Genomic DNA, 15755 nt, shown 5'->3' with positions numbered 1-15755 from the left:
TCAAATGCGTCAATTAAATCCAGAGCAACAACAAGCGGTTGAATATATCAGTGGTCCACTATTAGTACTTGCGGGTGCCGGAAGTGGCAAAACCAGTGTGATTACTGAGAAAATTGCCTACCTAATTCAAAAGTGTCATTACAAGGCACATAGTATCTTAGCGGTTACTTTTACCAACAAAGCAGCCAAAGAGATGAAATCACGTGTGCAATCACGCCTTGAAGGTGAGAACACTAGAGGCTTGCGTATTTCAACTTTTCATAATCTTGGGTTAACGTTATTACGCAAACACCATGCACTTTTAGGTTATAAGGCCAATTTCACCCTTTTTGATGAGCAAGATGCGATTACATTGATTCATGAGATTGCTTATAGTGCTTTTCAATCAACCAAACAGGCAGCTGCTGAATTTAAACAACAAATTTCATTGTGGAAAAATGCGCTACTGACCCCGACAGAGGTCATGCTTACAGGCAATGATCATTTAAAGCAGGCGCATGAAGTCTATATTCAATATCAAAAATACCTTAAAGCCTATAATGCAGTAGATTTTGATGATTTGATTTTCATTCCCGTGCAATTATTAAAAAAACATCCCGAGGTTAAAGAGTATTGGCAGCAACGCTTTCATTATGTATTAATCGATGAGTATCAAGATACCAACGAAAGCCAGTATAAACTAATGCAATTATTAGTTTCTCAGCGCCAACAATTTACCGTGGTCGGTGATGATGATCAGTCGATTTATGCTTGGCGTGGTGCGCGTCCTGAGAATTTATCTCTCTTGCAACAAGATTATCCGAAGCTTAAAGTCGTTAAACTGGAGCAAAATTATCGCTCAAGCGGGCGCATTTTGCATGCAGCAAATACATTAATTGATAACAACCCTCACCTATTTACCAAAAAACTTTGGTCAGCTCACCACTATGGTGAGCCGATTCGTGTATTGGTAACAAAAAGTGAAGAAGATGAAGCGCAGCGCATTGCCAGTGAAATTATGACGCACAAAGTCAATCATAATACGCATTTTAAAGACTATGCTGTGCTTATTCGTGGCAATCACCAATCATTTTTGATTGAACGTTATTTTCAGCTATATAAAATCCCCTATGCCATTAGTGGTGGCAGTTCATTTTTTGCTAAAACCGAGATTAAAGATGCTTTGGCTTATTTTAAATTGCTTGTGAATGATCAAGATGATTGTGCATTTTTGCGCGTGATCAATACCCCAAGACGCGAAATTGGTCCATCGACACTTGAGAAGCTTGGTGAGTATGCAACATCGCGGCATATCTCATTATTCAATGCAATCGATGAAATGGGTTTAACACAAGTATTAAAACCTATTGCGATTGAAAAGTTGAAAGTCTTTAAACAATTTATTTATGACTATCAGCGTAAAATCAAGGATGTACATCATTTAGCAACGCATTTAATCCATATGATGGAAGCAATCAATTACCATACTTGGCTTGTTGATAATACGAATTCATTGGCGCAAGCCGAAAAACGCTATAAAAACGTACTGGATTTAATTGGTTGGATTTGTGAGAAAAAAGAAGATAGCAACGCTAGCGATATAGCTGATTTAGATGAAACAACAGAAATAGAAAATACGGAAAATGCAGAAAATTTAGAAAGCTCAAAAAACTCAAAAATTCAGTCCGTAGAGATAAATTTCGCAGAAACGATCAATCGTATGTTGTTATTAGACATTATTGATCGTGAACAAGAGCAAAAAGAGGATGAAAAAGTCCAAATCCTCACAGTACATGCCTCAAAAGGTCTAGAATATCCACATGTTTATGTAATGGGTGTTGAGGAAGGCTTATTACCACATCAGCAAAGCATTGATGATGATTTTGTTGAAGAAGAGCGACGCTTGGCTTATGTTGCCATCACCCGCGCTAAACATACTTTAACGCTTACGCTAACAAAAATACGCAAAAAATTTGGCGAAACGATCCCTTCAAAACCCAGTCGTTTTATCGATGAGCTGCCACAAGATGACCTGAGTTGGAGTGGTAAATCAGAAAGCACACAAGCCGAAAGAAAGACGCTTGCTAAGAGTAATTTAAGCTTATTAAAGGGGCGTTTCACCTAGTTGCTGTAAACAAAAATGCATCCTCATCAGCTAAATATTTGGCTTTGATTTTAAATGCTTTGGTAAACTCATCATCAAGTATTACTTTTTTTGTTTCATCCATTTTAAGCAATCTGCCGCTATCAATTAAAAGCATTTGATCACAAAATTGAGCTGCTAAATTTAAATCATGCATCACCATAATGACACCCAGATTATGCTGCTTTAATAACTTATCTAAAATCTCAAAAACCAGCGCTTGTTGATAAAGATCTAATCCAGCGGCATGCTCATCCAGTAGCAGCCATTTTTCTTCATTATTATCACCAGCAATAATTTGCAATACGACACGCGCTAAATGAGCCCGCTGTTTTTGCCCACCTGAAAGCGTATGAAAAGGCATGTTTTTTTGTTTAGATAGGCTTAACATTTCATACACTTGATTGATTAGATTTTCTTTACGATTGGGATTTAAGTCATGCGGATAGAGCCCCATGCTCACAATATCATTGACGGTATAATTAAATAAAACCTGTGTATTTTGCGCAAGATAAGCAAATTTCTGAGCTCGCTTCTTCGGGTTGAATTTAGCTATATTTTCACCGCCAAGCAGAATCTTTCCAGCAATGCTTTTCCCAGAAATCTTGGATGATATCACGTCTAATAGCGATGTTTTGCCAGCGCCATTTACACCGATAATCGCGTATTTTTTACCGGACTCAAATGATGTGTTCATATCGAAGATTCTGGCATCAATATTAATATTTCTTAATTCAAGCATGCGCCTTGCCCGCCCAGCTACCAAAGGCACCACTATAAAGAAAAGTCCTTAATATAGCAATAAAGCAGTACTCGCATATTCATGTGTTTCTATATTCAAATATTTATATATGCGTATATTTGAATATATAGATATACGAATATTTGAAAAAACAGGTATTTATATATATGGCTATGCATATATTGTTTGACTGCCCTGCCCTCATCGGTAAAAATAGATGTAATTTAAGATGATGATGGGATATTTATATGTCGATATTAAAAAACTTAGGCTCAACTTATCAAACGGAACTGTGTTTAAAGGCATTTAAAGCACTGGCTAATCCCGATAGATTTAATATTGCACTATGGTTATTAGAACCTAAAAAGAATTTTTTCTCTGAGAAAATTGATATTGAAAAGGAAGGTGTCACCATTAATATGATTATGCAAAAATTAGACCTTTCTCAATCTGTCACCTCACAACATATTCAACAACTTCAAGAAGCTGGCATTATTACGTGTGAACGCAAAGCACAATTTAGAATGTGCAAATTAAATAAAACCTACACGCGCCAGATGTTTGAATCAATTGCCGATATGTTCCAGTAACCTGCCCTTTTATTGCCAACGTTTAAAATTTATTTTTGCCTATCTTTATTACTGTCTTTAAGCGTCTCTTAACATTGTTATTTTATTCATTCGGTCTAAACAAACAGTTGTTTTTTTATTTTTAGCGTGACTGAAATTATATTGATTAAATGATGGTTACCACTCGTAAATATAGCGCTTGCTAGTTTATACTACTGCCCTACTTTTCATAAAGAGACAGAAAAAAATGCAACACTTTGATTTAATTTGTATTGGTGGCGGCAGTGGCGGTATTGCCGCAGGTGTTCAAGCAGCGCGCTTCGGGAAAAAAGTCGCTATTGTTGAGGCAAAAGACCTAGGTGGTACCTGTGTCAATCGCGGATGCGTACCTAAAAAAGCCATGTGGTATGCAGCTAATCTTGCTTCTCGCTTAAAACATGACTATCAAGGCTATGGCTTTGATCTAGATGTTAAAGGATTTGATTGGCAAATACTTAAAAGCAAGCGTGACACCTACATTTCTAATATTCATCAATTTTATAATAAGCTATTTGACAGCCAAAAAATCACCCACTTTAAAGGATGGGGAAAATTCAAAGACAGCAATACTATCATCATTGATAATGAAAATGGCGGCACCGAAATAACTGCTGATTATATCTATGTGTGCCCAGGTGCTTACCCTGTGATTCCAGAGAATATTCAAGGCGCTGAGCATGGCATTACATCGGATGATTTTTTTGAACTTGATACACAACCGCAAAAAGCCGTCATCGTCGGTGGTGGATATATTGGTGTTGAGATTGCCGGTGTTTTTCATGAATTAGGTACAGAAACCCATCTTCTGATTCGTCGGGATAAACCACTTAAAGAATTTGATGAAATGTTAAGTGATGAATTACTTAGCAGTATGCAAATGTTAAAGATGGATGTAAGAACCCATACCAATATCACTCAAGTGGTTAAAAAATCCAATGGGCTACTCGATATCCATTTAAATAATGGTGATGTGCTTTATGATGTTGATTGTCTCGTTTGGGCAACGGGACGCGCCCCACTTACGGCTAATTTAGGACTAGAAAACACAGATGTTAAACTCAATGATAATGGTACTATTATCGTTGATGAGTACCAAACAACAACAGTTTCTCATATTTTCGCCATTGGTGATGCCACAGGAGCTGCACAACTAACCCCAGTTGCAATTGCCGCAGGCAGACGCTTATCTAGACGTTTATTTAATGGTGAAAGCAATCTTAAGTTGGATGCACATTTGATTCCCACAGTTGTTTTCTCACATCCAGCAATTGGTACAGTGGGCTTATCTGAAAAAGATGCCAATGATCAGTATGGCAAAGATAATATCAAAGTTTATCAAAGTAAATTCACCCCGCTTTTTGCCGCAATTTCGGGTTTTAGATTGCCAACCGTGATGAAGCTTATTGTTGCAGGTGCTGATGAAAAAGTAGTAGGTTGTCACTTGATTGGTTTAGATGCCGATGAAATATTACAAGGCTTTGCCGTTGCGATCCAAATGGGTGCCACAAAACAAGACCTTGATAACACCATTGCTATTCATCCAACCAGTGCTGAAGAGCTGGTTACCATGCGTTAATGTTTATTAGATGATGATGAAAAATTAGTTGCATCACCTATTACCTCTCCCCTTGCGGGAGAGGTCGTTCAGTTTAAGCTGCTCGGGTGAGGGGATAATTGAAGTTCAACTCAATTTTTTTATGGATTACTAAGCGTATTTCTAGAAGGATAAAATATGGCAGATGATGTTCGTTTAGACAAATGGTTGTGGGCGGCACGTTTTTTCAAAACGCGTCAATTAGCCAAAGATGCTATTGAAGGTGGCAAAGTACATTACAATGGCGCGCGCTCCAAAGTCAGTAAAAAAGTTGAGATTGGTGCGACACTCACCATTCGTCAAGGCTATGCTGAGAAAGTTGTAACAGTCATAGGCTTATCTGATACGCGAGGGGCGGCAAGTATTGCGCAAACACTTTACAATGAAACTACTGATAGCATTGAGAAACGCGAGCATGAGACAATGCTTAGGAAGTTGAACAAAGCCACCCTACCCAATCCAACGAAACCAAATAAAAAAGAACGTCGCCAAATTATGTCTTTTAAGCATCAGCAAGATAGTGGTGATTGATATTGACAAGCTATAGCTGCAATATTTTCTTTAACAATATCCTCATTAGTTACGTTATAACTTAATGAGCTTTTGCTAAAAACACTTTCACCCTGCACATTACTTTTGTTACTCGCTGCTGAAAAATGCACGGCATCAACGCCAATTTCTTTAAAATGTGGAATATTATCTTTATTGACTCCGCCACCTGCCATAATCTCGATTTGACCATGATATTTTTGCATCACTTTGGCAATGTCATCTAGTCCCATAAATGCTTTCTTTTGACCACCAGATGTTAAAATGCGATCAATACCCAGATCGACACATATCTGTACACTGCCAAGGTAATCAGGCACCATATCAATCGCACGATGAAAAGTAACCTCTAATTGATAAGACTTAGCAAGATCCGTTAGATATTTAGTTGCTGCGATATTAATATGACTGTTTGTATCAAGCACACCGATAACAACGCCATTGGCACCTGACTCATGCATAAGCTTTATCTCTTGAGCCATCATCTTAATTTCAGCCTCGTTATAGCATAAATCCCCCGCGCGCGGACGGATCATCGTATGACGACGAGCTATTGATTTCTCTTTAGCATATTGCACTAAATAAGGCGCGGGAGTTAAACCGTCCAAACTAAGAGCGCTACAAATCTCCAAACGAGTTATCTCAGGAAATTTTGCTACTACATCAACGGATTCAATATTATCCAGACAAATTTCAATATTCATGTTTAACTGCCTCCCCCCACTTTTTATTTTTAATGCCGATTATTGGCATTCTTGATTAGCTATTTTCACTATTTGTTCATTTTTCTATTTTTTTTATTTTTTTATCATGCGCTAAAAGACAAATCATATCACAAGCAACATGAGCCGCAGCAATCGCTGTAATTTCAGCATGATCATAGGCAGGGGCAACTTCAACCACATCAGCACCAATCAAATTTAAACCCGTTAATCCACGCAAAATAGCTAAGCCTTGCGCTGAGCTTAAGCCCCCTGATACAGGAGTTCCCGTGCCTGGTGCAAATGCCGGATCCAAACAATCAATGTCAAAAGTAATATACGTTGGTCTATCACCAACAATCTGCTTTACACGCTCGATGACTGTTTTAACGCCATGCTCATGAACAAAAGGCGCATCCAGTACATTCATCCCCATAAAGTCTTGATTCCACGTACGAATGCCAATTTGTGCCGAATGTTTAGGATCGACAATGCCATTTTTAATCGCTTTATAAAACATTGTGCCATGATTCATGGAATCTTCATCATCATCGCGCCAAGTATCACAATGTGCATCAAAATGGATCACTGACAAACCTTTGCCATATTTTTCAGCCATCGCCTTTAAAATAGGATAGGTAATATAGTGATCGCCACCAAAGGTCAATGGAAAGACGTTGTGATCAAGTAAATTTTTGATATGCGCTTGGATAGCATGAGGTGTGGTCAGCGGATTGTGTGGAGCCAAAAAGCAATCACCATAGTCAATCACAGCAAGCTCATCAAAAGGATTAAAACCCCATGGAAATGTGGTAAGCTCCGCAAGTTGTACTGATGCCGCGCGTATCGCTCTTGGTCCTAAGCGCGCACCTGAGCGATAGGTGACTGCCAAATCAAAGGGCACGCCACTGACAGCAACATCAACATTTGTCAAATCTTTGGTGTAGTTGCGACGCATAAAACTCGTTACCCCACCATAAGTCATCTCAAATTGTGATCCTTTTAGCGCTTTACGTGCAATGGCTGCATCAACTAATTCACTCATTTATACTCTTTCCTTTTATTGATTAATTTGTCTATAAATACCATTAGCCCAAGGCAATATTTTTTCGTATTGAACCGCTTGGTCTTGATAACATGAAAACTGCAAACGATAGTAATCCAAGCTGTTATCAATCACATGTAACTCGTCAAATAAATAGTGATGATTGATGAGATTAGCGACTGATTCATCATAGCGTTTGAGGATAAGCTCAGTAGCAATATCATGCCCTCCTTTTTTCACTCGATGGGCAACACGCTCGATATTCAGCTCAACACACTCCAAGCCCATAAAATAGCATATGGTGCGATAACCTTGTTGTTTAGCGCGCAAGATACGATTTAAAATACTCTTACCTGAAAATGTGCTTTCCATACAGGTGTTTAAGCTATTATCAAGTGCAGTTTTATATAAAGTAATCGCTTGCTTTGATGCAAAGATCAATGGATTGTCTTTATTTTTTAACATCGCAATGCGATTAAGTGCATCAGGATCAATATTCGTTTGGATATTTGATAAATCCAAATAAGCACGTAATGAGCTTTTGCCCGAACCGTTGGCACCCAACAAAAAAATGGCAATAGGTGCATTATCAGCGCTGACCTGAATGGATTGCATTACAAAATGGTTAATCGTTGTATTCATCGCATGTACTTTATTATTTTTTACTTTTTTAATTTCTTATTTTTTAATGACTAGATGTAATCCGTGTCTGATTGGCAATATTAAATTATCCACTTGTGGATGACTACAAATATATTGATTAAAATCATCTAATGCCTTGGCGCGCTTATCCACAGGATCAAGCACCTCACCTCGCCATAACACATCATCGACAATGATCATGCCCTTTGCACTTAACTTCGGCAATAGCAAATCAAAATAGCATTTTGTTTGCATTTTATCCGCATCAATAAACGCAAAATCAATATCATCAGGAAGCTTGCTTATTGCATCAATGCCCTCTTGAATAAGCATTTTAATTTTATAACCAACGCTGCTTTCTTCAATATACTTGCAAGCTAGTTCATGTCCAGATTGATGTGTGCGATCAATCGTATATATTAAAGCATTATCAGCAGTTGCTTCCGCCATAGCTAGTGCTGATAAGCCACTAAAGGTGCCTAAATCAACGCATATTTTTGGATTTTGCATTTTGATAAAAAACTGCAAAAGCTTAGTGACAATCGTTTCTGATAACATCTGCGCACCATGTACTGAGCTCTCAGTGTCCGCCTTTAACGCTTGTAAAAGTGGTGAGTTTGGCTTGGTATGGTCAAGGCAATACTGCCAAATAGTTTGTTCTGTAAATTGGTTTTGTTTCATATTCTTACCCATATTCAATCATTCGATTATCCGCTAGTGACCACCTTTTGCAGAATTTAAAAAGGCAATCACTTCCTTTTCCAGCCTGTCATTAAGTTCACGCTTAAAGTCCGTGGTTTCGTTTTCATATGGGTGGAAGGTGGTCATTTTTGCTGCTTCCTCAAATTGACAATCTTATCGCTAATAATTGGAGATTTAGACAATATTTGCAACTACCCAGCAGGTTAGATTTTGATAAACGGTAATCTTTAGCAACTTTCCCAAATTGAGCGGGTACATCAGTTTAAATTTCCTAGGGTATTATAATTGAGTTATTAATCTTTCATACCACAAAACAAACGCTTAGTGTTTTCTTTTGTTGCCTGACAAAAGTGTTCAAAATTCTCGCCACGCAGTTTTGCTAAGAATTCCGCGACATAATAAACATACGCTGGATAATTCGGTTTACCACGATACGGTACGGGCGTCAAATATGGCGCATCGGTTTCAATGAGCAGTCGATCTAAAGGAATTTTCTGCGCCATTGTTTGCACATCTTGTGCATTTTTAAAGGTCACAATGCCTGAAATTGAAATATACATTCCCATATCAAGGGCTTTTTTTGCCATATCCCAATCTTCGGTAAAGCAATGCAGCACGCCACCGCATTGGTCAATGCCATATGTTTTTAAAATAGCTAATGTATCTTCTTTCGCACCACGAGTGTGCACAATAACAGGTTTTTTTAATATTTTTGCCGCTTCAATGTGGGCAATAAATTTTTGCTGTTGCAATGAATGCGTCTCTTGATCATTGTAATAATAATCAAGCCCTGTCTCACCAATCGCAACACATTTATCATGATCGATATAATCGATAATAGTTTGCGCCTTAAGCGGTTGAACACCTTCAACTTCACTGGGATGAACACCGACGGAGTAATAAACTTCAGGAAACGTTAAGGCAATCGCTTTAATTGCTTCGACATCTTCTAGTGTGGTTGAAATTGAGATGATTTTTTCAACGCCTTTTGCTTTGGCTTCAGCAACAATCTCCTGAAGCGTTGGTTGCCCTTTTTTTTGTAAATAGTTGAGGTGACAATGAGAATCAATGATCATAAGAAAAAAACAATAAAAGAGTGATTAAATCATATGCTTAGCATCTACGGCACGAATTTCTGGCACATTGCGCATATAACCGTGATAATCCAAACCAAAACCAAATAAAAATTCATTTTCAACTTCAAGACCAGCGTAGTCTGCTTTGATCAATCCACCTTTATCTCTTGGTGCTTTTTTATCAAGCATCACTGATGTTAAGACATTTAACGCACCTCGATCTTCGTAATAACGTTTAACTTCAGCTAAGGTTAAACCACCATCCAAGATATCATCAAACAAAATAACCGTGCGACCTTGCGGGTTAATATTAGGTGTTTTAACCCAATTTAGCATATTAGCCCCCGTATACTCATTGCCATAACGGCTGGCATGAATATAATCAACCTGTAATGGAAAGCGCAAACGTTTGACAATTTCTGAGGTAATAAACAAGCCACCATTCATCACGCACACAGCAATCGGATTATCTTTGATGTGATTTTGTGTAATCTCCGTTGCCACTTTTTCAAATGATGCTTCTAAAGTTTGCTGAGGCACAATAACACGTGAAGCATCAAAGACTTCTTTAATGAAAGTAGGTGTAATTTTTGACATGGATTTTGAAGTTTCGCTTTATGGAAATTTCGAGCTATTCTATCCGATTTCCGAATGAATGCGAACTAAAAAATTTAAGAAATAAATAACAATTCAGAAGAAGGTAGCCTTGACAAAATAAGGCTGATTACAATTCAGACAAAAATACTTACTGAGCCTTTAAAGGAACAGGAATACTTGCCTCAACACGCTGGTTGATTGACTGATTAGCTTTTGTTGTGTTTGGTACTAATGGGCGTGTATAACCATAACCAACTACTTCAATATTGCTTGCATCAACACCTTTAGAAATCATATACGATTTAACCGCTTGCGCACGGTTAACTGATAACTGCTGGTTGTATTGTGCAAATGCTGGACCTTTTTTACCTTGTGAAGCAAAGCCTTGTAATACCACTTTCTTAATATCATACTCGTTCATGAAGTTGATTAGGTTATCAATTGCCGCTTTTGCTTTAGCATTTAATGCATAGCTGCTATAGGCAAATTTAGCATCTAAATGCATTGTTACTTTATCGCCATCAACTGTGTAGCAACCGATAGACTCACGTGTCATTTCAGAAGTACCTGCTTGACATTCCATTACATTTTTTGGCAATGCATAAGCTGCATGGTACTCATCTTCACGTGCTTGTTGGTCTGCTGCTACAGAACCCATAGCGCCATAAGCAGATGTATTATTCGCACCACCAAAATACAAGCCAAGACCAACAGTAATCATGCTACCATTTGGTGTCTTAGAGCCAAATGATTGAAGATAACGATAATCAGCTGAAATATAAGCATTCGGCGCAAAGTCATACTTAACACCAAGACCCGCATCAAGACCAAATGAATTTGTTGTTAAACTCATATAGCCACCACCGATCGCAACATACGGTGTAAATTTCGTGTTATTAGCAAAATTCCAGATACCTTCCGCTAAAACAGTTTTTTGGTTGTTGCCCATGTAGCTAACACTTGCTTGTGCCGCAAGGTTCTTGTTAAAACCATAACCAACAGTGCCTGATACAGCAGGACCACTTTGAGAATAGCTATGATTGATATAACCACCTAAGCCAAACTGTCCATATAATTGGTTGCTATGATCATTCGCTGCGAAAGCTGCAGAGCACAAGCCCGCTGCTAATAAGCCAACAATGATTTTTTTCTTCATGTTTCTTCCTCATTTTTTTTCGGTTATAAAAATAGTTTATCCGTTAGCAGGACATTGCGGGAGCTTCTCAATAAAGAAGCTATTCCTTTTAATTAAACCTTGGCTAGTATAGTTAACTTTTTAGCAGACTGGGAGTGTTGTTAGCGCTTTTTCAATGAAAAAATTTAAATTTTATTGTTTATAGCAAGCATCTACGATTAAATAACCACAACTTATGAAATAAGCAATAGGGACAACTTCATGCTGGAGACCTCCACAAAAGTTCAAACATTACGTCAATTAATGCAGCAAAAACAATATGATTTTTATCTTGCACCATCCACAGATGCACATAATAACGAGTATTTACCTAAAGCTTGGCAACGCCGTCCTTGGATAAGTGAATTTGATGGTAGTGCTGGTGAAGCGTTAATTGGTCAAAATAATGCCCTTCTTTGGACAGATGGACGTTACTTCTTGCAAGCTGAGGCGCAGCTTGATCGCAATATCTATAGCTTACAAAAACAGCAAGGCTTTGTTTCCGAGTTAGAAAATTGGCTAAGAGACAATGCCTATGGCAAAACCATTGCTATTGACCCAACCACCGTATCGATTAAACGCGCTGAACACCTTGAGGAGCTTATGCGCTCACTTGAAGGCAAATGTGTTTTTGATCAAGATAATTTAATCGATCAAGCGCGCACCACGCTTAATGATCAAAGCGTATTACCACGTGCTGCTACCTTTTTGCAAAAAGATCATCTCAGTGGCAAGGATACCACGACGAAGCTTAAAGAAATGCGCTCACTAATGCACAAGAATAAAGTCGATGCATTAATTGTTAGCATGCTTGATGAAATTGCATGGTTACTCAATATTCGCGGTAATGATATTAACTTTAACCCCTTAGTGATTAGCTATGTGATCCTTTATAAAGATCGCTGTGAGTTTTTTGTTGATGCTTCTAAATTGAGTGATGAGGTTAAAACCACACTGAATACTCAAGGCATTAGTATCGTAAGTTATGATGCGTTTTACCCGAAATTATCAAAGCTTCAAGGTAAAATCTGGATTGATCCTAATACGGCAAATTATGCAATCCTACAAAACTTAAATATCGACTGTAATGATCATTTTGCACCATCACCTATTGCACTTGCCAAAGCATGCAAAAATATGACTGAAATTGATGGTAGTAAGTATGCGCATAAAAAAGATGCTATTGCAATGATTGAGTTTATTCATTGGCTTGAAAACCATTGGCATGAAGGTGTTGATGAGCTTAAAGCGCAAGATATGCTATTGAAATTTCGTCAAAAACAGCCTAATTTCAAAGGCGCGAGTTTTGATACCATTAGCGGTTTTGCCTCAAATGGCGCGATTATCCACTACCGCTCATCCACAAAGACTTCTAAAGTCATTGATAACAGCAGTCTTTACTTACTAGATTCAGGTGGTCAATATTTGGAAGGTACCACAGATATCACGCGTGTATTTCATCTAGGCAACCCAACCTCAGAGCATAAATACTATTACACTTTAGTGCTTAAAGGACACTTGGCTATTCAAAATGCAAGCTTTCCTAAAGGCACGCGTGGCGAGCAGCTAGATACACTCGCTCGTCAACCATTATGGCAACAACAGTTAAACTACGGGCATGGCACAGGTCATGGCGTTGGCAGCTTTCTGTGTGTGCATGAAGGACCACAGCGTATTTCTCCGGCGTTTAGTAATCAATCACTTGAGTCTGGCATGATTGTGAGTAATGAACCGGGTGTTTATTTCCCTCACCAGTTTGGTATTCGCATCGAGAACTTATGTTTTGTTAAAGCAATGCGCGAGCAGGCACATCGTGATTTTGGCGATTTTTACTGTTTTGAAGATCTCACACTTGTGCCTTATGCGCGTAATCTAATCGATACTGCACTTTTGACTAATGATGAAATTAAACAGATTAATAGTTACCACTTGCGTGTCGAAAAAGAAATATTGCCTATGATTAGTGACGAAGCAATTAAAGCGTGGCTTACCGCGCAAACAAAAGCATTATAATTTTGTCAGCTTCGCCATATTGGCAAGCAACACCTTTTTGCCACCTCCGGCTTGAAAGTCAATGTGATAACACAAATCATCATTTTGTCCTTCAGTTTTTAAAACCACGCCTATACCAAACTTTGGATGAACAACACAGTCACCTGATTTAAAGGCATTGCTATTTGCACTTTGAATTTTCATAAACTCAAAAGGCGACATGCCAAAACTTGCTTTCTTAGCTTTTGGCGATGGCGTTTTGTTCACTTGCTGGCGCACATACTGAATATACTCATCCGGAATCTCATCTAAAAATCGCGACTTAATCTGATAATTAACATCGCCATATTGATGGCGCACTTTACTAAAGCTTAAAGTGAGATAACGCATCGCACGCGTAATACCCACATAACAAAGCCGTCTTTCTTCAGCCAATTTCTCATGCACTTCAATCGAGCGTGATGATGGAAATAAGCCATCTTCAAGCCCTGTCATAAACACATAAGGAAATTCAAGCCCTTTTGCGGTATGAAGTGTCATCAATTGCACCGCATCCATATTGTCCTCAGCTTGCATCTCCCCTGACTCAAGCACAGCAAAGCTTAAAAACTCAACCAGCAAATCTTCATCAGCAGCATCCTCAACAGGCGGAATAAACTCATTGGCTGCATTGACTAACTCTTTTAAGTTTTCATGCTTTTGTTGTGCTTTCTCAGCTTTTGACTCCTGATACATCAGCATTAAGCCACTGGCATCAAGTACATGACGCATTAACTGCCCTAAAGTCAATGCATCTTTCAACGAAGACATATCCTCAATCAAATCAACAAATCGCTGCAGTGCTTGAGAGGCACGACTACTAAACGCTTTTATTTCAATCATCTGTAATGTCGCGTGCCATAAGGATAAATCATGCACTCCGGCATACTCGCGGATACTTTCTAAGGTTTTATTACCAATGCCACGCGTTGGTAGATTAATCACCCGCTCAAAGGCTAAGTTATCGGCGCGTAGTGCAAGCAAACGCATGTAGGCTAATGCATCTTTAATCTCTGCGCGATCAAAAAAGCGTAAGCCTCCATAAATGCGATAAGACAACCCGCGCTTAAGTAATGCCTCTTCAATCACACGCGATTGCGCATTAGAGCGATACAATATCGCAATATCAGTCAGGGAAATAGATTGATTATGATGTAAATCATCAATTTTATCGGCAATATAATCCGCTTCATCACGCTCATTAAACGCCTCATAAAGCGCTATTGGTTCACCCTTTTCAGCCTGAGACCACAGCATCTTACCCATGCGTTTACTGTTATTGGCAATCACCGCATTAGCTGCATCTAAAATTAGCTGTGTTGAGCGATAATTCTGCTCCAAACGCACGACTGTTACCGGTGATAGATCTGCAAGATAATGCTCGATATTTTCAACCTTAGCACCACGCCAACCATAAATAGATTGATCATCATCACCCACCGCCATAAAAGCGTTATTTTGTGATTTTAAACACATCAACCATTTATATTGCACACTATTGGTATCTTGAAACTCATCAACCAATACATATTGAAAGCGCTTTTGATAATAGCTACGAAGCACTTCATTGTGTTTAAACAACTCATAAGCGTATAGTAGCAAATCAGCAAAATCCAATGCATTATCCGCTTTTAGGCGCGCTTCATAAGCTTGATATATTTTAACCACTTCACTATCAAACTCGGCCGTTGGCAAATCAATCGCGCGCATTCCTTCATCTTTTTTGCCATTAATAAAGCCTTGAAAATACTTAGGTGGATAATATTTCTCATCTAGGTTTAAACTTTGGATAACTTTCTTAACGACTTGTAATTGATCATCTTGGTCGAGCACTTTAAAGCGTCGATCAAAACCGATCTCTTGTGCATGTTGGCGCAATAACCTGTGGGCTATGCCATGAAATGTGCCAATCCACATACCAACGGTTGAAAAGCCTAGAAGCTCCTCAACCCTACCGCGCATCTCTCGTGCTGCTTTATTGGTAAAGGTCACTGCCAATATATTCAAGGGTGAAACATTTTTTTCCTGACACAAGTAGGCAATGCGATGCGTTAACACACGCGTCTTACCACTGCCTGCTCCGGCTAAAACTAATGCGTTTTCATTTGCTAAAAGCACGGCTTCTTGCTGCGCTTTATTCAGCGATTTAATCATATCTAACATCACAGTCAT

14 protein-coding genes are annotated in these 15755 nt (G+C 38.6%); 5 read left to right on the top strand and 9 right to left on the bottom strand.

Features of this window, described 5'->3' with window-relative positions; all coding sequences use genetic code 11:
• Positions 1 to 4: 4 nt before the first annotated feature.
• Entirely contained in the window at positions 5 to 2104 is a 2100-nt protein-coding gene (locus tag NYP54_RS01170) for a UvrD-helicase domain-containing protein (RefSeq protein ID WP_283156798.1), read from the top strand.
• Here NYP54_RS01170 and NYP54_RS01165 read toward each other — a convergent pair.
• On the bottom strand, positions 2097 to 2864 hold the full coding sequence (locus NYP54_RS01165) for an ATP-binding cassette domain-containing protein (RefSeq protein ID WP_283156797.1): 768 nt from the start codon (positions 2862 to 2864) through the stop codon (positions 2097 to 2099). The two genes, NYP54_RS01170 and NYP54_RS01165, sit on opposite strands and share 8 nt — an antisense overlap.
• A 248-nt stretch (positions 2865 to 3112) precedes the next feature.
• Between NYP54_RS01165 and NYP54_RS01160 the strand changes: the two genes are divergently transcribed.
• The 3 genes from NYP54_RS01160 (at position 3113) to hslR (ending at position 5597) form a co-directional block, all read left to right on the top strand.
• Positions 3113 to 3454, top strand: coding sequence for a helix-turn-helix domain-containing protein (locus tag NYP54_RS01160; protein ID WP_117001272.1), 342 nt, complete (start codon positions 3113 to 3115; stop codon positions 3452 to 3454).
• A gap of 226 nt (positions 3455 to 3680) precedes the next feature.
• Positions 3681 to 5048, top strand: a complete 1368-nt coding sequence (gorA, locus tag NYP54_RS01155) for a glutathione-disulfide reductase (protein WP_283156796.1) — start codon at positions 3681 to 3683, stop codon at positions 5046 to 5048.
• Positions 5049 to 5204: 156 nt separating this feature from the next.
• A complete protein-coding gene (gene hslR / locus NYP54_RS01150; protein ID WP_283156795.1) occupies positions 5205 to 5597 on the top strand; it encodes a ribosome-associated heat shock protein Hsp15 in 393 nt (130 codons plus the stop codon).
• Here hslR and NYP54_RS01145 read toward each other — a convergent pair.
• The 7 genes from NYP54_RS01145 to NYP54_RS01115 form a co-directional block, all read right to left on the bottom strand.
• Complete coding sequence (locus NYP54_RS01145; protein WP_283156794.1) at positions 5576 to 6319, bottom strand: copper homeostasis protein CutC; 744 nt, start codon at positions 6317 to 6319, stop codon at positions 5576 to 5578. The two genes, hslR and NYP54_RS01145, sit on opposite strands and share 22 nt — an antisense overlap.
• 76 nt (positions 6320 to 6395) lie before the next feature.
• The gene (gene speB / locus NYP54_RS01140; RefSeq protein WP_283156793.1) at positions 6396 to 7361 is read right to left on the bottom strand and encodes an agmatinase; all 966 of its coding nucleotides are present in this window, start codon (positions 7359 to 7361) and stop codon (positions 6396 to 6398) included.
• Between the two features lie 15 nt (positions 7362 to 7376).
• Complete coding sequence (locus NYP54_RS01135) at positions 7377 to 8003, bottom strand: zeta toxin family protein (protein WP_283156792.1); 627 nt, start codon at positions 8001 to 8003, stop codon at positions 7377 to 7379.
• A gap of 36 nt (positions 8004 to 8039) precedes the next feature.
• The gene (locus tag NYP54_RS01130) at positions 8040 to 8684 is read right to left on the bottom strand and encodes an O-methyltransferase (RefSeq protein WP_117001383.1); all 645 of its coding nucleotides are present in this window, start codon (positions 8682 to 8684) and stop codon (positions 8040 to 8042) included.
• A gap of 314 nt (positions 8685 to 8998) precedes the next feature.
• Positions 8999 to 9781 (bottom strand): TatD family hydrolase, encoded by a 783-nt coding sequence (locus NYP54_RS01125; protein ID WP_283156791.1) that lies wholly within the window; start codon positions 9779 to 9781, stop codon positions 8999 to 9001.
• Between the two features lie 24 nt (positions 9782 to 9805).
• Positions 9806 to 10378, bottom strand: a complete 573-nt coding sequence (locus NYP54_RS01120) for a hypoxanthine-guanine phosphoribosyltransferase (protein ID WP_283156790.1) — start codon at positions 10376 to 10378, stop codon at positions 9806 to 9808.
• Positions 10379 to 10526: 148 nt separating this feature from the next.
• Positions 10527 to 11534 carry an OmpA family protein gene (locus tag NYP54_RS01115; protein ID WP_283156789.1) on the bottom strand — a complete coding sequence of 336 codons (1008 nt, stop codon included), beginning with the start codon at positions 11532 to 11534 and terminating at the stop codon, positions 10527 to 10529.
• 240 nt (positions 11535 to 11774) lie between these two features.
• On the opposite strand from NYP54_RS01115, the gene NYP54_RS01110 reads away from it, so the two are divergent.
• Positions 11775 to 13565 carry an aminopeptidase P family protein gene (locus NYP54_RS01110; protein WP_283156788.1) on the top strand — a complete coding sequence of 597 codons (1791 nt, stop codon included), beginning with the start codon at positions 11775 to 11777 and terminating at the stop codon, positions 13563 to 13565.
• On the opposite strand, the gene uvrD is transcribed toward NYP54_RS01110, so the two are convergent.
• Positions 13560 to 15755, bottom strand: a complete 2196-nt coding sequence (gene uvrD, locus NYP54_RS01105) for a DNA helicase II (RefSeq protein WP_283156787.1) — start codon at positions 15753 to 15755, stop codon at positions 13560 to 13562. The two genes, NYP54_RS01110 and uvrD, sit on opposite strands and share 6 nt — an antisense overlap.

The organism is Cysteiniphilum sp. QT6929 (genome assembly GCF_030035755.1).
Lineage (GTDB): Bacteria > Pseudomonadota > Gammaproteobacteria > Francisellales > Francisellaceae > Caedibacter > Caedibacter litoralis.
This window is presented reverse-complemented; position numbering and strand designations above follow the sequence as displayed.